The sequence below is a fragment of the Oscillatoria sp. FACHB-1406 genome (genome assembly GCF_014698145.1).
GTDB lineage: Bacteria > Cyanobacteriota > Cyanobacteriia > Cyanobacteriales > Spirulinaceae > FACHB-1406.
In genome coordinates this window covers 21,175-47,871 of sequence record NZ_JACJSM010000015.1, presented here as the reverse complement: position 1 = coordinate 47,871, position 26,697 = coordinate 21,175, and the positions used below count along the sequence as shown (strand labels likewise).

Here is a 26,697-nt window from a genome sequence, read left to right as displayed (position 1 = left end):
CTAAATTTGTCGCTGTAGGGGCATAACACCGTTATGCCCTCTTAGGGATTCGTGCAAAATCAATGAGAATTGGTATAACGCACCGTCCATCTATTTGTTAAAGTAAGGAGTTTTAGGCTATGAGAATGTTACATACCATGCTGCGAGTGACTAACCTGGAAGAATCGCTTAGGTTTTATTGCGATATTCTTGGCATGAAAGTGTTACGCCAAAAAGATTATCCCGGCGGTCAATTTACGCTGGCTTTTGTCGGTTACGGAGACGAAAGCGATAATACTGTTATCGAACTGACCTACAATTGGGGAGTCGATACCTACGATATCGGGACTGCTTACGGTCATATTGCCCTCGGAGTCGAAGATATTTATAAAACTTGCCAAGAAATTAAGGAAAAAGGTGGAAAGGTGACTCGCGAGCCAGGGCCGATGAAACATGGTTCAACAGTTATCGCTTTCGTTGAGGATCCCACGGGTTACAAAATCGAGTTAATTCAGTCCAAAACGAAAGAGAGTCAAGATAATTCGTAATTGATAATTCGTAGTTCGTAATTATTACACCGCGCCTAAAGTCTGGGGCTTGAGTATCATTGCTGGGCATTAATCTACTTTTTCCCGATCGAAATTAGAAGCTTGTGACCTGCAATTACAAGTTATTGGGTCACGACGCAGCCTGAACCATTTTTAATCAATGATAATCTCCTCAGCATCGTCGGTTTGTTCCCATTCTAAATCGGGAACTGAATTAAAGGCTTGACGTAGGGATTCTTGCCATTGCATCCGAACTTTGGCGAGGTAAGGGTCGCCTAAGCGCAATTGCAATTTGTGGCGAATTGCGAAGCTATTGGCATGATACATGACAACATTAATCGGCGGCCCGACTGAAATATTAGACTTCATGGTCGAGTCAATGGAGAGAAGCGCGCATTTAGCAACAGCATCGAGCGGTGTATCGAAGGTTAGCGTTCGATCTAAAATGGGTTTGCCATATTTCGTTTCTCCGATTTGAAGAAAGGGCGTTTCTGGCATGGCTTGAATGCCATTTCCTTGGGAATAAATTAAATAGAGTTGCGGTTCTTCGCCGCGAATTTGACCGCCTAATAAAAAGCTACATTTAAAGTCGATTTTATCTTTTTTCAACCAAGGCCCATCGCTTTCTTGTAAAACGCGAATTTTTTCGCCAATATAGCGAGAAACTTCGTACATTGTCGGTAGGTTGTGCAGGTTGGCGGCTTCTGGGTCTTGCAGGTCTCTTTTAAACTGCGCGATCGCGCCTTGAGTGAGCGAGAGATTCCCCGAAGTGCAAGCGATAATGACTCTTTCCCCCGGATTAGAGAAATCAAATAATTTTCGATACGTTGAAATATGGTCAACGCCAGCATTCGTTCTAGAATCAGCAGCTAAAACTAAGCCGGCACGATTGATGATTCCGAGGCAGTAAGTCATTTCAGTTATCAGTCAACAGTTATCGGTTATGGGCTATGAGTGAATAGGGAGCGCATTCGAGATTATGCTAAAAATAGCTTAGCCTCGAAGCAGAAAGCCTCCATGAATTCAACCGATCTTGCGTTTGCCTCCGCTCTCGACCAAGCCCGCTCGATTCGCGATCGCGTCCTTTCCCCCCTAGAACTCACCCAACTCTACCTCGATCGCATTGCCCGCCTCAACCCCCAACTCGGCAGCTTTTTCCATATTGCCGCCGAAAGCGCGATCGCGGACGCTAAAGCCAAAACCGAAACCCTCGCCACCGCTACCGAACTTCCCCCCTTCTTCGGCGTTCCTACCGCCATCAAAGACCTCAACGCCGTCGCCGGAATGCCTGTCAGCTATGGCGTTGCCTGCCACAAAAACGAGATCGCCGCCTACGACGATGGCGTTGTCGCACGACTGAAACAAGCCGGTTTCATCCTGCTGGGTAAAACCGCCACCTCTGAAGTCGGTTCCCTCCCCTACAGCGAATCTCCCGGCTTTGCCCCCGCACGTAACCCCTGGAACCCAGACTACACCCCCGGCGGTTCCTCCGGCGGGGCGGCGGCGGCTGTCGCGGCGGGACTGTGCGCGATCGCGCAAGGATCCGATGGTGGCGGCTCGATCCGAGGTCCCGCCTGCTGTTGCGGCATCGTCGGCATCAAACCGGCGCGGGGCCGAATCTCCTACGCCCCAGCCGGGGATCATCAAAACGGGATCGCCACCAACGGCCCCCTCGCGCGCACCGTCGCCGATGCGGCTGCCCTCCTCGATGTCATGTCCGGCTACATCACCGGCGATCCTTACTGGTTGCCCGCGCCGGAAACGCCCTTTCTCGAAGCGACGCGCCAACCCCCCGCACCGCTGCGTATTGCCTTCTCAACCGATGTTCCCCCGATTGGCGAAGCGGTTGCAGTAACCCAAAAATTCGTCCGGCAAACCGCCCACCGCTTGCAAGATTTGGGACACCACCTCGAGGAAACCTGCCCCGACTTTAGCGGTTTAGTGGAACCATTTGTAAAAATTTGGCAGGCGGGCGTTTCAGCAACCGGCTTTCCTCCCGAAGCGTTGAGTCCGATGAATGCTTGGATTGCTGCCCAAGCGGGAACAGCAGGGGATTATTTGCGGGCGGTGGGGCAGATGCAGTTTATTTCGCGCAGAATTGTGGCGTTTTTCGAGAATTTTGACGCTTTGCTGCTGCCGGTTTATTTGCACCCGACGATTCGCGTCGGCGAGTGGGCGGATTTAAGCCCGCAGGAGACGTTGGAGAAGGTTATCGGTTGGGTTGCGCCCTGTCCGCCGTTTAATGCTTCGGGATTGCCCGCGATCGCGTTTCCCGTCGGTTTTGACGACAATGGCTTGCCCGTCGGCGTGCAACTGGTGGGGAAACCCGCCGCCGAAGCAACGATAATTGCCCTTGCCGCGCAGTTTGAGGCGGCTTATCCCTGGAGTCAACATCGTCCTCCTTCGTCTGATACCAATTAAAAATTAAAAATTAAAAATTAAAAATTAAAAATTAAAAATTAAAAAGCCTAGATAGGTTAGGGGTTTCAGCGTCAAACGGATGGGCAATTACTCCTCCTCTTTTCCGGCTTGGACTGGCTTTTCTTCTAAATATTCGCCCAAATACAAGCGCACGAAGGCGTTCGCAGCATCGGGGTCGATTTGTTGCAAAGCCGACGCGATCGCGGCTGTATTTTCCGCGCTGGGGTCAATCTGTTCGTGGAACCAGCGGTAGACAACATAACTTCTCACCCCAAGCACCGTTGCGAGGTGGCGCTGAGAGATTTTGTACGCTTCCAGTGTCTTTTTTAAGGCGTGTCCCGCTTTTCCCATACTTTCAATCCTGTCAAAGCACGAGAAGCAAGTAAACATCCACAAATTTGTGGTTATCGCGTACAATGAGAGTAACCACAAATTTGTGGTCAAGATAGATCGTCAGCTTGATTTAAGAGGTCGTCGCCATGCAAACTTACTTTTTGACCACTCCGAACGCGCCGGAAAACTCCGAAAAAACCGGTCAACTCGTGCCTTCTCCAGCATTCCATCCAGAAGTCGTAAAAATTACGATTATCGGTTCTCCTCAAGCCGTAAAAGCCACCATACACCAACTCCATCGCCTCGGTTTTGCCGAAGTGACGCTTTGGAGTCCCTTACAGCCCACCGGCAAACTCAACGAAGTCATCAGTTTGTTAGTACGCAAAATTTGGTTGCGCTAAATTGGAGCGAGTTTCAACCGTCGAGAGGTTCAACTGAGAATTTTTATCGATAGTGTTGACAATCTATATCAATAAGGTTATATTAATTTTCAGTGTTCTCCTCTCATTAAGGATTGGCAGGCGGGATAGCTGGGCGAAAGCAGGCTGCCCCCTCTTTTTTTTTGGGGACGAAATTTGTCAAAACCGGGATTTCTTCGCGTCATACCAATTCTCCGAGTTCGGACGACACATCTTGAGGCTGAAACCCCTAATATATCTAGGTTTCTTCATTTTGAATTTTGAATTTTGAATTGGTATAAGGATAGCGGTACACTAGAAAACCGGACGCTTCTCAGTTTTGCCCTCGCTATGACCGCTACCTCTGTTTCTCGCTCCGCCTCGGAACCGCTTACCGCCAACTTTGACGTTATTGTTATCGGTTCTGGAATCGGCGGACTCGTCACCGCCACCCAACTCGCGGCGAAAGGTGCTAAAGTTCTGGTTTTGGAGCGCTATCTTATACCGGGCGGCAGTGCGGGATATTTCGATCGCGAGGGCTACCGTTTTGATGTCGGCGCGTCGATGATCTTCGGTTTTGGCACCGAAGGGACAACCAACCTCCTCACCCGCGCCCTCGATGCGGTTAATGTCAGTATCGAAACGATTCCCGACTCCTGTCAAATTCATTACCACCTGCCCGAGGGATTGGAGCTAAAAGTTTATCGCGCTTATGAGAATTTTTTGCAAGAACTGGGCGATAAATTTCCCCACGAACGGGAGGGGATTCGCCGCTTCTACGATGAATGCTGGAAAGTCTTTAACTGCCTGAATGCGATGGATTTACTGTCGTTGGAAGAACCGCGCTATTTAATGCGCGTTTTTTTCCAGCATCCCTTCGCCTGTCTGGGTTTGGTGAAATATTTACCCCAAAATGCCGGAGATATTGCCCGTCGCTACATCCGCGACCCGCAGTTGTTAAAATTCATCGATATGGAATGTTACTGCTGGTCGGTGGTGGAAGCGGATAAAACGCCAGCGATTAATGCGGGAATGGTTTTTAGCGATCGCCACTATGGGGGCATTAACTATCCTAAAGGCGGCGTGGGACAAATTGCCCAAAAGCTGGTGGAAGGATTGGAAAAAGCAGGCAGCGCGATCGCCTATAAAGCCAGAGTTACCAATATTATTCTCGAGCATGGCAAAGCGGTGGGCGTAAAACTCGCCGACGGGCGGGAATATCGCGCCAAACGCATCGTTTCCAACGCCACGCGCTGGGATACTTTCGAGAAATTGCTATCCCCCGAACAAATGCCGCCGCAAGAAAAACGCTGGCAAAAACGCTACCAAAAATCGCCCAGTTTCCTCAGCTTGCATTTGGGCGTAAAAGCGGAAGTTCTGCCCCCCGATACGGAATGCCATCATATTTTGCTGGAAGATTGGGCGGAGATGGAAACCGAACAGGGAACGATTTTTGTTTCGATTCCCACCCTGTTAGATCCGAGTTTAGCCCCAGAAGGCCATCATATCGTGCATACTTTTACCCCCAGTTGGGTGGAAACCTGGCAAGGGCTTTCGAGTTCGGACTACCGGGATAAAAAGGAGGAAGCCGCCGCGCGCCTCGTTCGTCGGTTAGAGGCGATTTTTCCGGGGATTGAAGCGGGATTGGACTTTCAGGAAGTGGGAACGCCGCGCACCCATCGCCGCTTTTTGGGGCGCGAGGATGGAACGTATGGACCGATTCCTCGGCGTAAGTTGCCGGGGTTGTTGGGAATGCCGTTTAATCGCACGGCGGTTCCGGGGTTATATTGCGTGGGAGATAGCACGTTTCCGGGGCAAGGGTTGAATGCGGTGGCGTTTTCGGGCTTTGCTTGCGCGCATCGCATTGCGGTGGATTTGGGTCTGTAGCGTTGCTTTAAAGCAATTTTTGCAAGCTGAACCACAATTTGTGCCGCACCGGATTGACGTAATGGCGCAACACGATGTTATCGCCTGCGTAGCGATCGCGGTAAATAAATTCATCGTCGCGCGCCATGATATATTTATCCGGGGGAAGCGGTAATGCACGATTATGGTGCATTGTCAAGTGTACGACCGTCTGTTCGCTAAAATAATTCGGCGGTTCTTTTAGGGCTAAAAAGCGTTCCATTCCCGCCGTCCAATCGAGGGGACGTTTGAGGAGGATAAAGCCGCCATTGACTGGGTTTTCGGCTTCTGCGTCCGTTTCTAGCAGTCGGAAATCGAGCGCTCGGGCTGAGTCGGGTAAGTAGTAACATTCGCGATCGCGTGCGACAATTAAATCGGCGATCGCTGTTGCCCCGGCGAAAAAGAGAACGTCGGAGTCCACATAAAGCGCGGCGCGATCGACGGGAATTGAAAGGATTGTTGCTAATTTTTTACCCATCGGATTTTGCGTTGCATAATCAAAAACCGCGCCGGGTAAGTTGGGTTTGACAAACTCGGAAAAGGGAGTAACTTCGACGCAAGAATGAATGGCGCGCAGTGCTTTTAAACTGGATTCGGAATAGCTACCATCGGAAACAATTGTGAATTGTTGGGGAATGCCGACGCAGCGCAAAAACGATCGCAAACTCGCTACTTGTTCGGGGAAATCGCGCTCGCAGGACAGGGCATAAATTCGAGCCGGAACCGATCCAACCGACGCGATCGGCGCTTTGATAATATTGGGGATTAATTTACAGAACAGTTCGCGATTGACTTTTCCTTGAGCGCGGGCGGCGCGATAGCCAATATTCACCATTGAGTTCTAAAACGAGGAAGAATTTGGCTCTATTTTTGCAGTTTTATTTTCCTTAAGAAAGGATAGCATATATTTGAGACTGAGTTCAAGGTTTAAGGCTTGCCAACCGACAATTTTATTGAAGTTCTTAACTTTGTCGCGAAAGGCTTCCATTCTTGAGTTTCTATAGTCTTCGCGACAAATTCCAATCAGACAATCTTTCGCGCGATCGCGCAATCGATCGCTAATCTCCCGATTTTGATAAATCGAACGGTAAAGCGCGAAGGATTCCTCCGACCAAATTGCGGCTTGTTGGGAGGTTTTTGCGGCTTGGTGTCGGCGAAATCCGGCTAATAATTCTGGCTCGAAGGCGAATTTATAGTCCTTAATCAGCAGTCTTAGAAAGAACTCTTGATCCATGCAATGTTTGAGGGATTCATCGAGATATTGATTTTCCTTAAAGACGCGATCGCGAAAAAATGCAGCTTGGTTGCAAACCGCAGGATAGGGAATCATGTTTTCAACGTTTGCCTCTCCAATTGGATAGGAAGAAATAAACTGACTCGCCTCGTCGATAAAGTTAAGATTGCCATAAATAACATCGGCTTGCGGACAAGCTTTAAACTTTTGTACCGCCGCCCAAAATGCGCCCGGTTGATAAATATCGTCGGAGTTTTGCCAGCCGATTAACTGTCCGGTGGCGCGGCGAAAGCCTTTATTGACGGCTTCCGACTGGCCGCGATCGGGTTCGCTACTCCAATAGGCAATAAAAGGCTCGTATTTTTGAATAATTTCGAGGGTATTATCCGTGCTGCCACCATCGATAATAATATATTCTAAATTTGGATAATTTTGTAATAAAATCGAACGAATGGTTTCTTCGATAAACGCCCCTTGATTGTAGCTCGGCGTAACAATGGTGATGCGAGGTAAATCGCCGCCTTTCATGACTATCGAATCGCTTTGTTTCGTCCAAGGCCAACCCGTTTTTTGAGGAGGGGGAGCGGGGAGATTTTCCAGGGTTAGGGCAGAATGGAGAGTGGGCATTTAATTAATTGAATCTTTTTAACTCAGCCTCTTTCGATTGATTTTAAATGATTTCCGACTCTTTTCGCGCTAAAACGACTAAATCCCAAGGCTTGCCGACTTTCAAGACGCGATCGCAATATCCCAACCCTTTAACCAAAAATTGCGGAAAATAGTTGCGCTTCTCTGCCCCTAAAACGCGATACTGCCAGCGCCAAAGAGTGTCGAGAACGCGCATCGGATTGTAGAAACAGTAAGCATGGCATTGAATCTTAAATCCCTGCCGTTCTAAGAGAGAAGAAAGTTGCTCGTAAGTATATCCTTCGCGAACGTGAGCGGGATCGTTTGGGGCGGGAGGAGTTGGCACGCTCAGCAACAAAGTTGCACCTACTTTTAAAACGCGAGCCAATTCTGCCACCGCTAATTCATCCGCTTCAATATGCTCGATCACCTCGCTACAAAGACAGCAATCAAAAGTTTCCTTTGCAAACGGAAGTGCAGTTAAAGACCCTTTTATCTCTTGATGTCTGTCGTCAACTCGACTATAATAAAGTTGGGGAGTTTCTAGGTCGAGATTCACAATTTCGCTCAGATCGGGAAAGGACGATAAAAATGAGCAATATAACCCTTCACCGCAGCCAGCATTCAAACATTTTCCCTGCCAGAGATGAGCGCGCGTCATCTCTTGAAAAACAGCCCCTTGAACGATCGCGCGCGCCGTATCGATCCAGCCCGGTTTGAGTTCTCGGAGTAGGGGAAGTTTAAAAAGAGCCGAGACAATTTGCGGCATAATGTGTTAAGAGGACAAGAGTTGCTGGTAGAGTTGGATATAGCGTTTGGCTTGTAATTCTAAGGAATATTCACTAACCGCGATCGCGCGGCAATTTTGACTGAGGCGATCTCGTAGAGTATCATCTTCCCACAGTTGTAGGATTCCCCGCGAAAAATCCGTCGTGTCTCCCGGTTGTGCTAAATATCCCGTCACACTAGGACGTATTAAATCCCCTACACCTCCTACAGCAAAAGAAACGGAAGGCGTACCGCAAGCCATTGCTTCAAGAGCGACTAAAGAAAAGACATCTGCTTGAGTGGGGATAAGAAACAAATCTGCGGCAGAATAAGCGATACATTTGACGCGATCGCTACTTGTATATCCAAGATGCAAATTTTCTATATCTGCTGCCTTTGCGATCGCTTCACCGCCGTTGCCTAGGATCAATAAAAACAATTCCGCTTTTAGAGATGCAGGAAGTTTTGCGAGAGATTGGAGCAACAAATTTATCCCTTTATAAGGATCGCTTAAATTTTCCGCAGCAAACATTAAAACTTTCTTTCCTTTCGGGATTCCTAGTACGAAACGACATTGTTCTGTTTCTAGGGGGGCATAAATTTCAACATCAATCCCATGAGGAATTCGATGAATGGGAAGATCTCCCAATAAGCTTTGCTGTGCGCGTTGCATGAGCCAATGACTCGGTGTCACAATGGCAAGGGGCGATTGATGGGATGCCCACCGTTTGAGTCTCCATTCAATGCTTGTATTATCGCGTTGAATAGCAGGGTAAGTATCTGGGTAAGGGCATTTTCCACAGCCAATTTTCCAGCGATCGCAATCGTAGGGATGAGAACAATGTCCGGTAAAAGCCCATAAATCGTGTAGCGTCCAAACCGTTGGTTTTGCTGCTGCTAGTTTCGGAATTGCAAGATAGTTAAAATAGCCAGTATGGAGGTTATGTAAGTTCAGAACATCAGCTTCTTGGAAAAAAGGATGTTGCGGGAGATTGAAGCTGCTAATAACATTAAGGTAGTTGAGGCTGGGGATGCGATTGAGGCGAGAGAGTTGGGCTTCTATTTTTAACTGACGAGGAACGACAGCGACGCGATCGCTACTCGTTTTTTTTGCCCCCACTAATAAGCGCGATTCTACCCCCTTTGCCAATAATCCTTGATGGAGACGATAAGCAGCAATTGCCGCACCTCCCCCGATATCCGATTGATTGAGATGTAGAACGTTCATTTTGCTGGCTTAATCGCTTCTATTATTCACAATATTGCACTCTATTAACTTAAGTTCAAATCTTACCTTTCATCTTCTCATATAAACGTTCGATTCGCCAAGCTATTTTCCCGCGAATTGTGTGTAACTCTTTTAACTTTTTGCCTCCAAAAACATAGTCAAAAGTATAATTATCTGCTTCTTTATGCCGCACGACGCAAGGAGGATGTTTAATGTTTTCTAATTCAACCGCAGGAATATTAGCGAGTGGACTATTTCCATTTTTGAGATGAGTAGCATCAGCCCGAAATCCAATATTAGAAACAAGATTAACATTAGGAATAATTGATAATCTGTTTTGACTCCAACCGGTATAAAGCCAGGAATAATCCCATTCAAAGTGTCCATCCGTAAAACAGCGATCGAAAACTTGTATCCAGTACAGCTTTTCCCATCGATCTTCGCAGACTAAATCGAGTAATCCCTCCTGTTTAAATTCAGACCAAGTTTTCATGGATAGATCGAGATGTTTCCATGCACGTCGCCAGGATGCCCACCCCCACCCGTGAAGGTACTTAGAGAAATAGTAACTATAGGAAGTTCTAGGGTGCGATCCTTGAAAATTATTACCACTAATGTGCATAATCCTATCGTCATTTCTATATCGCGAGAGAAGTTCTTCGCAGAATGTGAAGAAAGAATCACTCGGCAGACAGTCATCTTCAAAAATAATAGCTTCTTCAACTTGCGAAAATACCCAGTTTAAGCCGCTATGAATACGGGGAGTTGCGTAAAGATTGACTTCAGAAAAATCTGTAAAAAGTTCGCACTTCCAATCTACTTTATTAATGATTTCTCTCGTTTTTTTACAAAGTTCTACTTCTTCAGGGAAGCGGGGACCATCTGCAATCACAAACAACGTTTTGGGCTTGACTCGAGCAATTGCATTAAAGACAATTTCGGTTAAGTCTGGACGATTGAATACAAACAAAACAACAGGAGTTTCAATCATTTTTTAGTATTTTTTAAGGTAAAAATCGCCCAACTGCCTTTGTACAAAGGGTATCATTTATTACCGCTCGTCTAAGCGCTCTAAGTAATCGTTCAGAAAATTTTTAACTCTGAGGGTCAGTTTTCCATAAATCCTTAATGGACGAAAAGGAAAGGGTAGAAAGTATTGCGTCGCAAACTGTTGCACGCGAGATACTTCAGGAGAAGAAATTTCCTCTTCGCCTACTTTAAACCAAAAAGACTGCTGTTGTTGAAAAGCCAACAGAGCGATCGCAATTTCAGCGACGGTAGAACTGCGAAGATCGGAAAGGTCTTCACTACCATAAATCGAGCGATATTGCAAGAGAATATCGCGCGCATCGTGGAGATTGTGGGGAAATAAAGTATCTTGGAAAATATTACCGAGGCGCGATCGCGGGACTAAAGTTATGGTAGATTTTGCCAAACCAGAAGGGAGGAGCATATTAGAACCATGTACGCCGATCGCGCAATCCGCTACACTCATATAAGCCATCCACAAGCGATCGCGCTCTACCTCAAATTTCTCTGCTCTTAAATCTAACACTTCAGCGCCGGTATTTTGAATCCGATTTTCCCTCCCAAAACCGACTAAAACAAACAGCATTTCCGGAAAAATCCGACTCAAACGCTCGTAAAGATTTTGCAATTTCTGCTGCTGTTGTTGTAGAGTTCTACCCCAAGGGCGATCTTCGCGATAGCTGAATAAAATAATCGGAGCGCGATCGCGAATTTTATCGGAAAGATCGGGCAAATTACGCACAAAACGCCGCAAATCGTAAACCCGATGGCTGGGATGCGAATAAGCAGGACTGAGATAGCATTCTTGGTAATTGGAAATTTTTTCGTTTATCCAACGTTGCAGGGAAGAATACCATTTACCCCCCTCAGAAATCGATCGCGGAAACTCCCAAATTTCTGCAACACCATCGGGAACCAAATGCAACAATTGCGAGGGAACCAGAACGCAACATCCGAGTTCGGGATGTTCGTCGAGATGCCGCTGAACGTTGAGTAATTTTAACAAACAATGACCGTAAAGGTAGTCAAGACAATTTACAATAATAATGCGATCGCATTCTAAAAACCGATGCACCTGCGGCACGATTTCTTCTTCAATCGGCGCGCGAAATCCTTCTTTTAAGGGACGGCGAAACCATTCTACATCTTTAGGGTCGTAAATTTCTCCCGTTTCCCGATTCAAAATCATTGGCAATTCTAAGGCGTGAGAAACGGGTAAATCTGCATAGTAGCGGGCATTGCAAGTCGGACAAATTCCATCCGCTAAACACCGCATCCCCGGAATCGCAACGCCTAACCATTGCAAGGTTACTCCATCTTGGGGACACGAAGCCTTAAATTCGAGATTCGGGTAAATTTTTAACACAACTTGGGGGTCAGTAGATAACGAATTTTCCGCAAGGCGCGATCGAATAATTTCTCTTTTAAGGGTAAGGGAGGAGATGGAAGTTGATTATTCCGATAAGGCTGACAAATGGCTGAGATTTCCTCAGTAGAAACTTCTATTCCTCGCAAGGCGATGATATTGCCGTAGATATAGTGTGGAGAGAAAATGGATTCTGGGGTTAAGTTTAAATCTGACAAAGAGAAAACTTGTTCTTCTGTATCGGCAGCGGAATCGACTAAAATCGCGCTATTGTATCCCAAATCTCGGAGAACTTCTAACGATTTCATCGTCCCCGCTAAAATTTCCTCAGACCAACCGCCCTTGTTCTCAGCCTTCGTACATCCCCCCCCATACTCAAACATCAAAACTTTAGGCAGAAGTCCGCTGGGCAACTCCGTTAACTGTTGAATAATCGCATATTCTAGCCCTTCTACATCGATTTTCAAACAAGTAATTTGCGAAATAGGATGATTTTCAAACAATTTTTTTAAGCGCATTGAGGGAACTTCTTTTGCTGTACTGGTGATTCCCCACCAGTCCGAACGTAAAGAATTCAGATTGAGATTTTCTTCACCTTCATAAGTGCCGATATAAAGCTTAACTTTGCCCTCAGCTTCTGAAATACAGCTTTCAACTAAAGGAATATTTCTGTATTGACAGAGGTGTCGAAGTTGTTGGGTTGGCAACGGTTCGACAGCGAGCGTTTTAAACTTCAATTTATCGAAGAGTTCGCAATAAAACGCAAAAGTCCCGACCCCAATATCGACGGTTAACCCCAATCTCTGGCGATCGAGTTTGGGAAGTAAATAACAAAGCAGTGCTTGGCAACAATCTTCAACGTGCATAATAATGTGGCAGTCGAAACAAACCCAATAAGATAATAGTAAATACTCGCTTTTCTTTCAAATTATTTTGGGTTCGAGTCGCCATCCAGCATTGACTAAACAAACACCATGAGAGAAGGGGGGGATTTCGCCGGAGGAGTAAAAATCGCCTTGGGTGACATCTAAAGGAGCGGCATTTTCGAGATAATCTAAAAACAAATTATCCTGTATTAAAGAATAGGCAAGCTGATAGGTAGCAGCGGGGAGGGGAAGGCGATGAATCCGACAGACAAAGGCTCCGGATTCGGGAATGCGATCGAATTGGTAGCGAATTAAGCGATTGTGATGGAGAAAAATTGGAAGATCGAGTTGTGTTTTCACAGAAACGCTAGCAATGATGTGCGAGGGAGCGAAATCGGGCGATTTTTCAAAGTGGAGATAAACATCAATTGTTTGTCCCGATTGCACCATATCTAATAAGTTGCCGTCTTCATCGCGAATATCGATCGCGACGACTTTAATTTCCCCAGAACCCTGGCGATCGGTGCGATCGCGCAGCGAAAGCTGTCCTTCCGACAAACCCACTAAATAACGCGCGATCGCGTCGGTTTGGCTGCCCGTCGCCAAGACTTTTCCCTGTTGTAATACTACGCCGCGATCGCAAAGTTTCTCCACCGCTGCCATATTATGACTGACGAATAACACCGTGCGTCCTTCTTTCCCCACATCCTCCATTTTGCCCAAACATTTCTTTTGAAACTGAGCATCGCCTACTGCGAGAACTTCATCGACGATCAAAATATCCGGTTCTAAATGGGCTGCCACAGCAAAAGCGAGGCGGACGTGCATCCCGGAAGAATAACGTTTGACGGGCGTATCGAGGAACTTTTCAACTTCAGCAAAGGCGACAATTGCATCGAATTTGCGCGCGATTTCCGCCCGACTCATCCCCAGAATCGCACCGTTGAGAAAAATATTTTCGCGCCCGGTGAGTTCGGGATGAAACCCGGTTCCAATCTCCAATAAACTCGCCACTCTCCCTCTAAGAAAAATGCGTCCGGTGGTGGGTTCGGTAATGCGACTGAGGATTTTTAGGAGGGTGGATTTACCCGCACCGTTGCGCCCGATTAATCCGACGCGATCGCCTTGTTTCACTTCAAAGGATATATCTTTCAGCGCCCAGAATTCCTCTCGGGCGGGGTTTTTAGTCTTTTGTCCCGGACGCAAGATCGCTCGCCCTATGGCTCGAGCATTTTGGGCGAGAACGTCGCGCAAGGCTCGGTAAGGTTCCTGCTGGTGGCCGATAATAAACTTTTTCCCCAGATTCTCAACCCGAATTACCGTATCTGACATACTAACCTAAATGACATCGGCGAACGTCCGTTCCATTTTGCGAAAGTACCATATCCCGCTCGCCAATAGCAATAAAAGCAAGCCGCCCGAGAGGGCAAATCCCGGCCAATAAACGCTTCCCGAACCGCCGATAATGCAAGCGCGAAATCCGTCGATAACGCCGACGAGGGGATTGAGATAGTACAACCAGCGCCATTGTTCCGGAACGATGGTGCTGCTGAAGCCGACGGGGGAAATATAGAGACCGAATTGAATCATAAAAGGAACGATGTAGCGGAAATCTCGGTATTCAACGTTGAGGGCAGCAAGCCACAACCCCGCACCCAGGCTTGCTAGGGCTGCGATCGCAATGAAAGCTGGCAGAAAGATAATTTGCCAGGTTGGTAAAAAGTTATACCGCGCCATCAAACCCAGCAGGATAATTCCCGAAACCAAGAAATCGACGAAACTCACCACGACAGCGCTCGCGGGAACGATCAATCGGGGGAAATAAACTTTAGAAATTAAGTTGGCATTAGAAAGCAAGCTGTTGCTGCAAGCGGAAAGCGAGTTGGAGAAAAATTGCCAAGGCAACAGGGCAGAGAAGACGAGGATGGGATAAGGCGCACCGCCTTCGGAGGGCAGTTTGGCAATTTTTCCGAAGACAACGGTGAGGACGATCATTGTTAGGAAGGGTTGCAATAATGCCCAAGCCATGCCGACGGCGGTTTGTTTGTAGCGCACGAGGATATCGCGCCAAGCGAGGAAATAAAATAACTCTCGGTATCTCCATAAGTCTTGCCAGTAATGCTTTTCGGCTCGACCGGCTTCGACAATTAATTCGCTTTGAGCGCCATCTCTCATTCGTTGTAATTAACTTGATACTGAAGTTCGACAAAAGGCGTTATGGGGGTTATCTCCCGCAACACGAGGGGCGGTCGAGCAATTCGGTACGGTAGGAGCGGCACGCCGTCTCCCAGCAGCACGGGGGCTATCGAGACAATAATCTCATCGAGTAAGGCGCGATCGTAAAATTGCCCTGCTAACTTGCCGCCACCAACAATCCAGAGGTTACGCTCGCCCGCCACTTCTGCCATTTTGTCATAAGCCGGTCGCACGTCGCCGCTGGCGAAGTAAAGATTTGCTCCCTCCACTCTCGGCAAGACGCGAGAGCTAAACACCCACGTCGGTTGCTCGTAGGGCCATGCTTGGGGAGAGTCTGAATCCAGTTGAAGATGATGCTCGAGCAGCCATTCGTAAGTGGTCGAGCCCATTGCGAGCGCGCCAACATTGGCCAGAAATCTCTCGTACCGCTCTCCTGCTACTTCTCCGAATTGCAAGAGCCAATCCAAGGAATTGTTGGAGTCGGCGATAAATCCGTCGAGACTCGAAGCGACGTAGTATTGAGTACGCATTTTTTATGGGGGGCTGAACGGTTACAATAGCGGCGATTGGAGCTTTTGGCGAGCGGTTTGCGCCGCGACATTCTCCGAGTCAAGCGCTAAGATGCGATCGTAACAATCGATCGCTTCTGCGTAGCGTTGCAGGGTTTCGCAAGCTTCGGCTCGCAGCAGCCAGGTTTCGATTTCGTCGGCTTTGAAAGCGATCGCGCGTTGATAGGCTTTTTCGGCTTCGGAAGAACCTTCCAGGCGATCGAAATAAGCCCCTAATTGCTTCCAACTGTCGTGAAATTCTTGCCGCACTGACGAACTGAGAGCGTCGCTGGGAGAAGCTTTGGCTTTTAGGGAGACGCAAACGTAACCGCACAGCGCGATCGCTTCTTTGAAGTGCTGGCTGCGGATTAGCTTGCGAACGCGCATCAACCATCCTCCCTTGGCTCGCGGCTCGTTTTCGACGGCTCGTTTAAACGCCGCAACTGCCTCATCATCTCGTTGCAGTTCCAGCAGCGCATCGCCGCGATAATACCAAGCTAAATGATTGTTCGGTTGCACTTCGAGTAACTGGTCGTAGGAGGTAAGCGCTTGCTCCCACTGTTCGAGGGAAGAAAGCATTCCTGTTTGCAGGCGAGACCAAGTTTTAACGCGCGCGGGAGCCGTATCTAAAGTACGGTTATAAGTGCGGATCGAAGCAGCGTGCTGCAACAAATTCAGATACCTTTCTTTCGCACCGTCGAGCCATTTTTGCACGTAATTGGCATCGATCGCAGCCGCTTGATTGAATAGGGCAATCGCCTTGTCGCGCTCTCCTTGTTTCCAAAGCGTATGAGCTTTATGGATCGTAGCATCTAAATCCTCGCCTTCTAGCAAAGCAATCTCGACTGCTGTTGCCACTTTACTCAATTGTCGGTTGTCGGTATCGGTAAAAGATAAGCAATCCCAAATTTTTTTATCAGCAATCATAGCAACTTAGCACCCTCAAGATAATTAGGAAAAGAGAACGCAGCGAAGGATACTCCATAGAACTTTAGAATTCGCTAAGTTTGAGTTAACTTTATAATTCCCCTTGCCGCCGTCCTAATTCATACAATCCACAACTCACGCAGGCTAAAATGCCAACGCTCACCGACCAACTGCGACCTAAACTCGCTTCCAAACCCCAATTGCAGAGCGCCCCCGCCCCCAAAAAAGGAATGATACTTAGCAGCGAAGCGTAGAAAGCATTTTGAGCTTCCCGAGCCGCTCGCGTCCGTTCAAATTCTTGCACGGAAGTATACAGCGAGCGTTCGGCAAAGTTAAACCAGCGATCGAGCCAGCCCGTTATAAGCTCCCGGACTGATGCCAAACCGAGGTACAGCGCCAGCGACCACAGACAAGCGCCTGCGATGATAACGGTATCGATCTGGCATTGAAACGGTAAAAATTCAATCGACATAGTTCGGGAGGATTTGAATACTTTAATTTAACGGCTGCTGTTGAATTTTGGCACACTTCCTCAGAAATAAGTTTTCTAAAGTTTTCTAAGCTGCTATCATCCTACGACCTAATTTTATTTTGTAAAATAAAAATAAGATGTCACTGTTCCCCGACCGAACACTAAAATCGCAACAGTAGAGTCGGGAATTTTAAGAATAGTAATGGGAGAGCGTCAGGATATTGACGCGCTCTGTTTTGCAGATACCCTCGGGCGTTCTGCCCGTTTGTCTAGCCTTCAAACATTGGGGAAGATCTATGTCCAAAAAATTAGTCTTAATGGATCAAGATGGAGCGATTGATGATTTTCTGGCGACCATCCTGCTGATGACAATGGAACAGTTCCAACCGCTGGGCGTAATCGTTACGCCAGCGGACTGCTACATCGAATCCGCTCTTCAGGTCACTCGAAAAATTCTCGATTTGATGCAGCGCACGGATATTCCTGTCGTCGAAAGTCGGGTACGGGGTATCAATCCCTTTCCGTCCGTTTATCGACGCGATTGCATCACCATCGATCATTTTCCCATTCTCAATCAACAGGAGACGATTGAAACGCCTTTAGCTCGCCTGTCGGGTGCGAAATTCATGGTTAAAGTTTTGGAGGAAAGTAGCGAACCCGTCAGTTTAATCGTAACGGGGCCGCTGACGACTCTTGCTGAGGCGATCGCGGTAGCACCGCACATCGAACCCAAGATCGAGCGATTGGTTTGGATGGGGGGCGCGCTTGAGGTTCCAGGCAATGTCGAAAAAAATTTTGCCCCGGAACACGATGGTTCGGCAGAATGGAATGCGTTCTGGGATCCGCTGGCTGTCGATCGCGTCTGGAAAACGCAAATTCCCATCTTTATTTGCCCGCTTGACATCACCAACACCGTTCCCGTCACCTCGGAGTTTATCCACAAACTTGCCAAACAGCGCCACCATCCGATTTCAGAACTCGCTGGATTGTGCTACGCCCTCGCTCTGCCCCAAAACTATTACTGCTGGGACGTTTTAGCCACTGCCTACCTCGCTCGTCCCGAACTCTACCGCCTCGAAGAATACGAAACCGAAATCGTCACCGCAGGGCGCAGTCAGGGACAAGTGAAAGTGCGTCCCGGCGGCCGTCCGGTGCGAGTGGTGCGATCGGTCGATCGCGAAGCTTTTTACGATTATCTGCTCGAGCAATGGGCAAGGTAGGGTTAATTCGTAATTCGTAATTTACGCCTAATGTGAATTAGAAGCCAGAAAGATCGCTCTTACTGTTCTTTCTCCCCTCTCCCACCGATTGGGAGAGGGGCTGGGGGTGAGGGAAATCAAGACTTTTGGATAATGCACATCAGACGTAATTTGGAATTCGTAATTCGGAATCGTGGAGTTTAGGGGAGAAGCGACCCCAAAATCATGCCCGCGAGGAGAATAAAACCAATGACGACATTCTGGCGGAAAACGGCGGCGTAGAGGGGATGCGGGACGGTTTCGCGGTTGAGTTGCACGGTGTGCCACAGCCAGACCCCCAAAGCAACCCCCCACGTTAGCCAAAAAAGCGCTGAGAGGTGTAAATTCATCCCCAGAACGGCTAAAAGGACAGCCGTTCCCGCAAAAAAGCCTCCAACGGCGAGGGGGGCGTATTGCCCGAAAAACAACGCACTGGAGTTAATGCCGATGCGCCGGTCGTCCTCGCGATCGGACATGGCGTAGACGGTATCGAAACCAAGCGTCCAGAGAACGACAGCCCCCCACAGCAGCCAAGTTGCGGGTTCGAGGTGACGGGTGACGGCCGTCCAACTAATCAGAACGGCGAACCCCCAAGCGAGGGAGAGAACCAGTTGGGGGACGGGAAAAAAGCGCTTGGCGAGGGGATAGGCGATGATAATGGGGACGGCAGCGACGCATAGCCAAAAGCTGAGCGGATTGAGATAGAGTGCGAGAACGGCGGCGCAGGCGAGGGACGCGATCGCGACGACAATCCCCGTCGTGACCGACAGCGCGCGGGAAGCCAGAGGACGATTTTTGGTTCTTTCCACTTCCGGATCGAGATCGCGATCCCAGAGATCGTTAACAACGCAGCCCGCCGCACTGGTGGCTAAACTCCCCAAAACGATCGTACCGACGAGGGGGAGTGGGGGCTGACCTTGCGCGGCTAAAAAGACAGCCCACAGCGCTGGAATCATGAGGATCAAGCGTCCGGCGGGCTTATCCCAGCGCAGCAATCGCAGGACGGTTAACCAAGTCGGTTCGGAGGAATTGAGGGATTGCACGAGCGTAAGTTCGGTAAACAGCAAACAGCAGGCGGGAATCGGAAAACTGAAGTCTTTTCGCGCCTGTCAACTCAAATTATCGCTTCAATTAGGGCTGGAGAGCCAGTCTAGAACGCGCCTTGACAAAAAACTGTATTATGTGTAGGGCTTTTCCCCTTGCAGCTTTACGCCGAAATCTTGTCTCGCTCGAGGGAGTAGCGCCGCGAGGGTGGGAAAATCAAGTTGGGAGAGATTAGAGCCGATGGTTAATTCCATGATTCAGCAAAACACGAAACCCTTACGTGCCAACATCTCCGAGCTTTCGGAAGACTTCAACTTGGCGGCTATCGATATCGGAACAAACTCGATTCATATGGCGATCGCGCGTATTGAACCGAGCTTGCCTGCTTTTAGTATTATCGCTCGGGAAAAGGATACGGTACGATTGGGCGATCGCGACCCCAAAACCAAATGCTTAACCCCAGAAGCGATGCAACGCGCGATCGCAACTCTGCGACGCTGCCAGGATTTAGCCGCCAGTTTCAAGGTCAAACAAACAATCGCCGTCGCCACCAGCGCGATGCGGGAAGCGCCCAACGGTCAAGATTTTCTGCTCGAAATTGCCGAACAACTGGGTTTAGAAGTCAATCTCATCTCCGGACAAGAGGAAGCGCGGCGCATCTATCTCGGCGTTTTATCTTGTATGGATTTCCAGAACCAGCCCCACGTCATTATCGACATTGGCGGCGGTTCGACGGAGTTGGTTCTCGCCGACAGTCACCAACCCCGCTTTTTAAGCAGTTCTAAGATCGGTGCAGTACGGCTGACCCAAGATTTCGTCCATAGCGATCCGATTAATCCCCAAGAGTTTGGCTACTTGCAAGCTTACGTGCGGGGAATGCTCGAGCGCCCGATTGAGGAGTTGCGCGCCCAGTTGCAACCTAGCGAGTACCTGCGAGGAATTGGTACTTCCGGAACGATTAAAACCCTCGCCACTCTCGATGCGATCGCGAAATCGGGCTGCGAACCCAATTCCCTTCAAGGTTACAGCCTCGCCCTCAGCGATCTCGACGCGATCGTGCAGCAATTAGCTGCTTTATCCTACGAAGAACGGGTTAAAATTCCAGGGATGGATGCTAGACGAGCGGAAATCATCGTTGCTGGGGCGGTTGTTCTCTGGGAAGCGATGACAATGCTCGGTGTCGAATCCGTACAAGTGTGCGAGCGCGCCCTGCGTGAAGGCGTTTTAGTCGATTGGATGCTAGCCCACGGCTTAATTGAAGACAGACTACGCTACCAAAGCGAAGTCCGGGAACGCAATGCCATTAAAATCGCGCGCAAATATCACGTTGATTTGGAACACAGCGATCGCATCGCCAATTTTGCCCTGAGTCTGTTCGACCAAACTCAAGGGTTGCTTCATCATTGGGGCGCAACGGAACGCGAATTACTCTGGACTGCTGCACTCCTGCATAACTGCGGGGTTTATATCTCCCACACCGCCCATCACAAACACTCCTATTATCTGATTCGCAATGCCGAATTGCTCGGCTTTAGCGAACTCGAACTCGAACTCATCGCCAATATCGCCCGCTACCATCGCAAGAGCAAACCCAAGAAACGACATCCGAACTTCTGCAACCTGCCCAGTAAGGATCGCCGCCTCCTCGTCTCTCAAGTTAGTGCGATTTTACGGCTTGCTGTCGCCCTCGACCGGCGACAAATCGGTGCAATCTCCCGGGTTAAATGCGAGTACGCTCCTCAAGAGCGCGAACTCATTCTACACCTCACTCCCACTTACCCGGACGATACCTGCGAATTGGAGTTGTGGAACTTGAACTACAAAAAAGACGTATTTGAGGAGGAGTTCGATCTGAAAGTGACTGCGAAATTAGAAGGATTTTAAAAACTTTCCCGAATCAGAGGGAATAACTGCGAACTGTAATAAAGAGTAGATGCACCCTAAACAATCCCTAGCGCCAGCTGGGGATTTTTTTTAACAAACTCTTCATTAGGATAAGCTCTAAGCGACAAAGCAGGATGGGGGGGCTAACCCCTATTTCCTGGCGTGCGCTGGCGTGCTGAATTGTTTTCGCCCGATATCTTTAGGGACAAATTCGCGATCGCGCGGGCTGAAAGTTCTGCTGTCGCGATCGTCGCATTCCTTTCTCCTACTTTAAATAAATTTTGACAAACCACTAGCCGAAAAACCTTTCATAATCGTCGTGACTGCCAATCCAAAACTAGGTTTTCGATACTCAACCCAGAAAGAGGGAAGAACTTCCGATTTCATAACCGATCGTAATCCATTGCAGTTGCTTTTCCCGCAGCCCGTTCTTGTTTCGCCCGTTTTGCTGCCGCAATCAAAGCAGTTTCCGTTCGACTAAACGACGCATCCCACCGCGCTTCATCTTGCAGATTGGCAATATATTCCCGCAAATGTTCTACCGTTCGTTCCTGAAGTTCTGGCGGCAAAGTTTCGAGCAGTTCTACTAAATTCGCAATAGTGCTGGTTGCCATTGAGTTTAATCTCTTCAGATTTAATGATTGCCGAATTCCAACTTAAACTCGCTCGATTTCCCACCGCCAAACCTTCCCGATATCAGGCTCAAAAGCTTCTGCAACTTGCGTCATTCCGCACTTCTCTAAAACTCGCGTTGAAGCATTGGGTTCGGCTAGCGTATGCGCAAAAACGCGATCGACAAGCTGCGATTCAAAGGCTATCTCAATCAGTTTTTTTGCTGCCGATGTGGCGAAACCTCTACCTTGATAAGAAGGAGCGATTGAATAGCCAATTTCAACGCTTCGTTGAGGATCGGGAACTGACTTAAAGCCGCCCAGCCCAACTAAAGCGCGATCGGGAGAAAAGACAAACAAGTAGGGCAACCAAGGATGCCAAATTTGCGAATCTTTCATCTGCTTTAGAATATACTCAAGTGCGCCTTCAAATGGCATATACCCTTCAATCGCGTCCAGATGATAAGCCGCTTGAAAAGCTTTTTTACCCTCAATCAGCGTTTCAAGATGATGAATAGAACAAGGAAAAATTTCTATATTCATACTCTCTCTATTGTCGTTTTTATTGGATCGATAAACAACCGAGAAATCTAGCCCGAACTCTTCACACCGCGATCGGATAATCGTTGAAAATGCTTACTCCCCACTTTTTAGAGAATTATACAGCTTGGATTTAACCTGCTTCAAGCTGACAAGATTAATTATATCCAGCAAAGATCGTGAGCCGGAAAATCCGTATTCTAAAAACCGATCTTCAGAGTTAAATGAGGAACGATAAAGCCTTTTTTCTAGTCTTTACGATCTCTGGAAGAAGCCCCGCGATCGCTAACCTAGCAAACCAATCCGGAAACTTAGATTATGGGTGCGAAGCCAGTAAATGTGATGACAGGTAGTCTACAATAGAACGAATGCCCGATACGATATACAACGAACGAATTATGACTTACTCTCTCCAATACTTAAGCGGCAGCGAAATTCGCGATAAATTCTTAAATTTCTACGCCGAACGGCAGCACAAAATTCTCCCCAGTGCTTCCCTCGTCCCGGAAGATCCCACCGTTTTATTAACGATCGCGGGGATGTTACCCTTTAAACCGATCTTCCTCGGGCAAAAACCTGCCCCTACCCCCCGCGCCACCACCTCGCAGAAGTGCATCCGTACCAACGATATTGAAAATGTCGGACGCACGGCGCGCCACCACACCTTTTTCGAGATGTTGGGCAACTTTAGCTTTGGGGACTATTTTAAAGAACAAGCGATCGCGTGGGCGTGGGAACTGTCCACCGAAGTCTTTGGTTTGCCCCCAGAACGTCTCGTCCCCAGCGTTTACGAAGAAGATGACGAAGCCTTTGCCATTTGGCGCGACAAAATTGGCATCGCCGAACATCGCATTCAACGCATGGGTGCGGACGATAACTTTTGGGTATCCGGCCCAACCGGCCCTTGTGGCCCTTGTTCCGAGATTTACTACGATTTTCATCCCGAAAAAGGCGATAAAGAAATCGATCTCGAAGACGATACGCGGTTTATCGAGTTTTATAACTTGGTATTCATGCAATATAACCGCGATATCGATGGCAACTTAACGCCGTTGCAAAACCAAAATATCGATACCGGGATGGGATTGGAACGCATGGCGCAAATCCTCCAAAACGTCCCCAATAACTACGAAACCGATTTCATTTTTCCGATTATTAAAACTGCCGCAGAAATTGCTGGAATTGATTACAGCAAAGCCGACGATAAGACCCAAGTTTCCTTAAAAGTGATCGGGGATCACGTTCGGGCGGTCGTGCATTTAATTGCTGATGGCGTGAGGGCTTCTAATTTAGGGCGCGGTTATATTTTACGGCGTTTGATTCGGCGCGTGGTTCGTCATGGCCGTTTAATTGGGATTGAAGGCGAGTTCATCGCGAAGGTAGCAGAAACCGCGATTCAACTCTCAGAAGCCGTTTACCCGATCGTGCGCGAAAAATCCGAGCAAATTAAGGAAGAATTGCAGCGGGAAGAAGTGCAGTTTACCAAGACGTTAGAACGAGGCGAGAAACTGTTAGCTGAGATCGTCGGACAAGCCGCCAATTTGCATCAAACCGAAATTTCTGGGTCGGATGCGTTTAAATTATTTGATACCTATGGTTTTCCGTTTGAACTGACTGAAGAAATCGCCGAAGAACAGGGCTTAACGGTCGATCGCGCCGGTTTTGAAGCAGAAATGGAAAAACAACGCGATCGCGGCCGTAAAGCCTATAGAATCATCGATCTGACCGACGGCGAAGACTTCGACGGCGTTTCGACAGACTTGCAAGGGACGGAATTCCTCGGTTACAGCGATCCGCACGCGATCGCGACGATTACTGCTATTGTCGTCGATGGGCAGATGGTAGAAGCCGCAGAAGCCGGAACGGAAGTGCGCGTTATCCTCGATAAAACGCCATTCTATGCAGAATCCGGCGGACAAATCGGCGATAAAGGCTACTTAAGCGGCGATAACCTACTGATTCGCATTGAGGACGTACAAAAAGCCTCAAATCTGTTCATTCACGAAGGACGCATCGATCGCGGCAGCTTGCAAATCGGCGATGTCGTCACCGCCCAAATCGATCGCGCTTGTCGTCGTCGCTTGCAAGCCAATCATACCGCAACGCACCTGTTACAAGCCGCTTTGAAGAAGATTGTCGATGAGTCCGTCTCGCAGGCGGGTTCCTTAGTCGCGTTCGATCGCTTGCGGTTTGACTTTAATTTACCGCGTCCGGTGACAGCCGACGAATTGCAGCAGATCGAAGAGTTGGTGAACGCTTGGATTTCCGAGTCGCACGCCGCCGAGGTTAATATTATGCCGATTGAAGAGGCAAAAACCAAGGGCGCGATCGCGATGTTCGGCGAAAAGTACGGCAGCGAAGTGCGCGTGATTGACTTCCCCGGCGTATCGATGGAACTATGCGGCGGCACTCACGTGGAGAATACGGCAGAAATTGGCGCGTTTAAGATTATCTCCGAAGCGGGGATATCGTCGGGCGTGCGGCGTATCGAAGCCGTTGCGGGGCCTGCGATCTTAGATTACCTCAACGTGCGCGATAAAGTCGTCCGGGAATTGAGCGATCGCTTCAAAGTCCAACCGGAAGAAGTTACCGAACGCGTTAATAAATTGCAAGCCGAATTAAAAGCAACGCAGAAGGAACTAGAAGAGGTAAAAAAACAACTGGCATTGAGTCAGTCCGAACGGTTGTTAGAAGCAGCAGAAAGCATCGGTGACTATAAACTTTTAGTCGCGCAAATGGAAGGCGCAGATCCCGAAAGTTTGAAAACTGCTGCCGAACGGTTGCAGCAAAAATTGGGTGAAAGCGCCGTTGTTCTCGCCTCCGTTCCCGAAGCTGGGAAGGTAAGTTTAGTCGCAGCTTTCAGTCCGAAAGTGAATAAAGATAAGAAGCTACAAGCCGGAAAATTTATCGGTGAAATCGCCAAACTATGCGGCGGCGGCGGCGGCGGACGACCGAACTTAGCCCAAGCGGGGGGACGCGATGCGAGTAAGTTACCCGAAGCTTTGGAGTTTGCTAAGGGGCAGTTAAGGGAAGGATTGAAGTAACATTAGAGGGCAGGCAGAAAGCTTGCCCTTTCTTTTTGATTTTTCTTCTACCACATTTTATTTATGGCTATTCCCGCTCGTTATCAAAAGATTGTCCATCGGTGGAAGCAAATTCCTCTGGATTATTCAGAGCAAGGCATAGAACTTCACTTAGTACAGCCTATGTTTGAGGCACTCGGTTACTCAACAGGTCTCGTAAAATCGAATGTTAGTTTGGGAACTGGGTCTGGGTTAAAAGCCGACCATCTGATTTTCACTGATCCAACTCAACCGCCGGTTTTAGTTGTTGAAGTCAAAAAACGAATTGCAGCTTTAGCAAATGCTGCTTCCGATGAGGATTTTCTGAAGTTATGCCATCAACCGAATTCCTTGTATCGATTAGCGGTTGGTTATCGCGATGGTTCCAATAACAATAATGGAATTTGTCAATATCTGAATAAGAGTAACTCAAATATCCACCCAAATCGCCTCGCTTCCTACGGTTTAGTTATCAATGGCGATTTCTTTCAACTCTGGAGGCGCGTTGATGGTTTAGTGCTGCCGCTCACACCCCTGCAACGAATGACAGCAAACAGTATACCAAAGTTAATGCAGCAACTCGAACACTGCTTTAACGCGCCCAAGAGAGCATTAATTACTGCTATTTGGAACCGGAAAGGGGGAGTAGCTAAGACAACGAATACCTTGAATTTAGGTGCAGTATTAGCATTAGCGGGAAAAAAAGTTCTTTTGATCGATCTCGATACTCAAACGGACTTAACGCGCTCGTTTCAAATTCATTCTAAAGATCATAAAGACTGTTTATATCAATGTTTTACCGATCTTCAGGCAGGGAAAACAACTAACGCACGTGCTATTCTCAAACATTGCATCGGATCTCGTTCTTTTCCGACTATCGATAAAAAGTCATTTTCTCTCGATATTCTAGCCGGAGAACAAGATACTTTAGTTAACATTAGAGATGATAAGACCAACTTTTCTCAAAGAGATAAAGTTAAAATTCTAAAAAAGATGCTAGATATACTTGCAAAAGATTATGATTACATTTTTATAGATGTTTCTCCCGCACGAGACGATCTAATGGTTATGATGTTGTTTGGCTGCGATACGCTCCTGATTCCATCAGATTACAGTAGAAAAACGTTACATCATGCCGCAGATTTATATCAAATGGATGCTAAAACAGTTAGAGATAAGCGAGAACAGCAAGATAAGCTCTATATTGGCCCTTGGAATCTTGGATTAGTATTTAGCAACTGTCCTACTGGAGTAACCCCAACTTCTCAACTAGAACGATGTATTCAAAAAGAGCTTCAAAAAAAGAATTTTATTGGGAAACAGTGTAAAACTCGTTTGGCAATTTATGCTCAAACCAAGCTAGCTGAATATAAAAATGCTCCTGTTATCTGTTGGCAAAACTCACCCATCACTAAGCTATATCATAAGCTAGTTGAGGAAATTTTCTTACAACACCACTTTTTGGATGATTGA

25 protein-coding genes are annotated in these 26,697 nt (G+C 48.0%); 8 read left to right on the top strand and 17 right to left on the bottom strand.

Going from position 1 to position 26,697, the window contains the following annotated elements:
* The first annotated feature begins 119 nt into the window (after window positions 1-119).
* Window positions 120-527 (top strand): lactoylglutathione lyase, encoded by a 408-nt coding sequence (gloA, locus tag H6G50_RS15205; protein WP_190717732.1) that lies wholly within the window; start codon window positions 120-122, stop codon window positions 525-527.
* 153 nt (window positions 528-680) lie between these two features.
* On the opposite strand, the gene H6G50_RS15200 is transcribed toward gloA, so the two are convergent.
* Window positions 681-1,442 (bottom strand): proteasome-type protease, encoded by a 762-nt coding sequence (locus tag H6G50_RS15200; RefSeq protein ID WP_190717730.1) that lies wholly within the window; start codon window positions 1,440-1,442, stop codon window positions 681-683.
* 102 nt (window positions 1,443-1,544) lie between these two features.
* On the opposite strand from H6G50_RS15200, the gene H6G50_RS15195 reads away from it, so the two are divergent.
* Window positions 1,545-2,948 carry an amidase gene (locus H6G50_RS15195; RefSeq protein ID WP_190717728.1) on the top strand — a complete coding sequence of 468 codons (1,404 nt, stop codon included), beginning with the start codon at window positions 1,545-1,547 and terminating at the stop codon, window positions 2,946-2,948.
* 87 nt (window positions 2,949-3,035) lie between these two features.
* Here the strand turns inward: H6G50_RS15195 and H6G50_RS15190 are convergent, their stop codons facing one another.
* Entirely contained in the window at window positions 3,036-3,299 is a 264-nt protein-coding gene (locus H6G50_RS15190) for a helix-turn-helix transcriptional regulator (RefSeq protein WP_190717726.1), read from the bottom strand.
* 128 nt (window positions 3,300-3,427) lie between these two features.
* Here H6G50_RS15190 and H6G50_RS15185 point away from each other — a divergent pair, with 128 nt between their 5' ends.
* Both H6G50_RS15185 and crtH read left to right on the top strand, forming a co-directional pair.
* A complete protein-coding gene (locus tag H6G50_RS15185; protein WP_199303012.1) occupies window positions 3,428-3,682 on the top strand; it encodes a peptide ABC transporter substrate-binding protein in 255 nt (84 codons plus the stop codon).
* Between the two features lie 348 nt (window positions 3,683-4,030).
* The gene (gene crtH, locus H6G50_RS15180) at window positions 4,031-5,566 is read left to right on the top strand and encodes a carotenoid isomerase (RefSeq protein ID WP_190717901.1); all 1,536 of its coding nucleotides are present in this window, start codon (window positions 4,031-4,033) and stop codon (window positions 5,564-5,566) included.
* 7 nt (window positions 5,567-5,573) lie between these two features.
* Here the strand turns inward: crtH and H6G50_RS15175 are convergent, their stop codons facing one another.
* The 12 genes from H6G50_RS15175 to H6G50_RS15120 all read right to left on the bottom strand — a co-directional run bounded on the left by H6G50_RS15175 (window position 5,574) and on the right by H6G50_RS15120 (window position 16,845).
* Window positions 5,574-6,419, bottom strand: coding sequence for a hypothetical protein (locus tag H6G50_RS15175; RefSeq protein WP_190717724.1), 846 nt, complete (start codon window positions 6,417-6,419; stop codon window positions 5,574-5,576).
* Window positions 6,420-6,425: 6 nt separating this feature from the next.
* Window positions 6,426-7,445, bottom strand: a complete 1,020-nt coding sequence (locus tag H6G50_RS15170) for a glycosyltransferase family 2 protein (protein WP_190717722.1) — start codon at window positions 7,443-7,445, stop codon at window positions 6,426-6,428.
* Between the two features lie 43 nt (window positions 7,446-7,488).
* Entirely contained in the window at window positions 7,489-8,214 is a 726-nt protein-coding gene (locus H6G50_RS15165; RefSeq protein ID WP_190717720.1) for a class I SAM-dependent methyltransferase, read from the bottom strand.
* Between the two features lie 6 nt (window positions 8,215-8,220).
* Window positions 8,221-9,441 carry a glycosyltransferase family 4 protein gene (locus tag H6G50_RS15160; RefSeq protein WP_190717719.1) on the bottom strand — a complete coding sequence of 407 codons (1,221 nt, stop codon included), beginning with the start codon at window positions 9,439-9,441 and terminating at the stop codon, window positions 8,221-8,223.
* 55 nt (window positions 9,442-9,496) lie between these two features.
* Window positions 9,497-10,432 carry a glycosyltransferase family 2 protein gene (locus tag H6G50_RS15155; protein WP_190717717.1) on the bottom strand — a complete coding sequence of 312 codons (936 nt, stop codon included), beginning with the start codon at window positions 10,430-10,432 and terminating at the stop codon, window positions 9,497-9,499.
* Window positions 10,433-10,492: 60 nt separating this feature from the next.
* Window positions 10,493-11,836, bottom strand: a complete 1,344-nt coding sequence (locus H6G50_RS15150; protein ID WP_190717715.1) for a hypothetical protein — start codon at window positions 11,834-11,836, stop codon at window positions 10,493-10,495.
* Window positions 11,830-12,702, bottom strand: a complete 873-nt coding sequence (locus tag H6G50_RS15145) for an FkbM family methyltransferase (protein ID WP_190717713.1) — start codon at window positions 12,700-12,702, stop codon at window positions 11,830-11,832. The genes H6G50_RS15150 and H6G50_RS15145 overlap by 7 nt, the downstream gene beginning before the upstream one ends.
* 57 nt (window positions 12,703-12,759) lie before the next feature.
* A complete protein-coding gene (locus H6G50_RS15140) occupies window positions 12,760-14,034 on the bottom strand; it encodes an ABC transporter ATP-binding protein (protein ID WP_190717711.1) in 1,275 nt (424 codons plus the stop codon).
* A 6-nt stretch (window positions 14,035-14,040) separates the two neighbouring features.
* The gene (locus H6G50_RS15135; protein WP_190717709.1) at window positions 14,041-14,877 is read right to left on the bottom strand and encodes an ABC transporter permease; all 837 of its coding nucleotides are present in this window, start codon (window positions 14,875-14,877) and stop codon (window positions 14,041-14,043) included.
* On the bottom strand, window positions 14,874-15,428 hold the full coding sequence (locus H6G50_RS15130; RefSeq protein WP_190717707.1) for a dihydrofolate reductase family protein: 555 nt from the start codon (window positions 15,426-15,428) through the stop codon (window positions 14,874-14,876). The genes H6G50_RS15135 and H6G50_RS15130 overlap by 4 nt, the downstream gene beginning before the upstream one ends.
* A gap of 21 nt (window positions 15,429-15,449) precedes the next feature.
* Window positions 15,450-16,373, bottom strand: a complete 924-nt coding sequence (locus tag H6G50_RS15125) for a tetratricopeptide repeat protein (protein WP_190717705.1) — start codon at window positions 16,371-16,373, stop codon at window positions 15,450-15,452.
* A gap of 91 nt (window positions 16,374-16,464) precedes the next feature.
* The gene (locus H6G50_RS15120; protein WP_190717703.1) at window positions 16,465-16,845 is read right to left on the bottom strand and encodes a hypothetical protein; all 381 of its coding nucleotides are present in this window, start codon (window positions 16,843-16,845) and stop codon (window positions 16,465-16,467) included.
* A 296-nt stretch (window positions 16,846-17,141) separates the two neighbouring features.
* Between H6G50_RS15120 and H6G50_RS15115 the strand changes: the two genes are divergently transcribed.
* The gene (locus H6G50_RS15115) at window positions 17,142-18,065 is read left to right on the top strand and encodes a nucleoside hydrolase (protein ID WP_190717701.1); all 924 of its coding nucleotides are present in this window, start codon (window positions 17,142-17,144) and stop codon (window positions 18,063-18,065) included.
* A 179-nt stretch (window positions 18,066-18,244) separates the two neighbouring features.
* Here the strand turns inward: H6G50_RS15115 and H6G50_RS15110 are convergent, their stop codons facing one another.
* Complete coding sequence (locus H6G50_RS15110; protein ID WP_190717700.1) at window positions 18,245-19,126, bottom strand: 4-hydroxybenzoate solanesyltransferase; 882 nt, start codon at window positions 19,124-19,126, stop codon at window positions 18,245-18,247.
* Window positions 19,127-19,367: 241 nt separating this feature from the next.
* On the opposite strand from H6G50_RS15110, the gene H6G50_RS15105 reads away from it, so the two are divergent.
* A complete protein-coding gene (locus tag H6G50_RS15105) occupies window positions 19,368-21,011 on the top strand; it encodes a Ppx/GppA phosphatase family protein (protein WP_190717698.1) in 1,644 nt (547 codons plus the stop codon).
* A gap of 383 nt (window positions 21,012-21,394) precedes the next feature.
* Here the strand turns inward: H6G50_RS15105 and H6G50_RS15100 are convergent, their stop codons facing one another.
* Together H6G50_RS15100 and H6G50_RS15095 are read right to left on the bottom strand one after the other, a co-directional pair.
* Window positions 21,395-21,625 (bottom strand): hypothetical protein, encoded by a 231-nt coding sequence (locus tag H6G50_RS15100; RefSeq protein WP_190717696.1) that lies wholly within the window; start codon window positions 21,623-21,625, stop codon window positions 21,395-21,397.
* 42 nt (window positions 21,626-21,667) lie between these two features.
* Window positions 21,668-22,165: a GNAT family N-acetyltransferase gene (locus tag H6G50_RS15095; RefSeq protein ID WP_190717694.1), complete on the bottom strand. Its 498-nt coding sequence runs from the start codon at window positions 22,163-22,165 to the stop codon at window positions 21,668-21,670.
* Window positions 22,166-22,560: 395 nt separating this feature from the next.
* On the opposite strand from H6G50_RS15095, the gene alaS reads away from it, so the two are divergent.
* Together alaS and H6G50_RS15085 are read left to right on the top strand one after the other, a co-directional pair.
* The gene (gene alaS, locus H6G50_RS15090) at window positions 22,561-25,206 is read left to right on the top strand and encodes an alanine--tRNA ligase (protein ID WP_190717693.1); all 2,646 of its coding nucleotides are present in this window, start codon (window positions 22,561-22,563) and stop codon (window positions 25,204-25,206) included.
* Between the two features lie 63 nt (window positions 25,207-25,269).
* Window positions 25,270-26,697 (top strand): AAA family ATPase, encoded by a 1,428-nt coding sequence (locus tag H6G50_RS15085; protein WP_190717690.1) that lies wholly within the window; start codon window positions 25,270-25,272, stop codon window positions 26,695-26,697.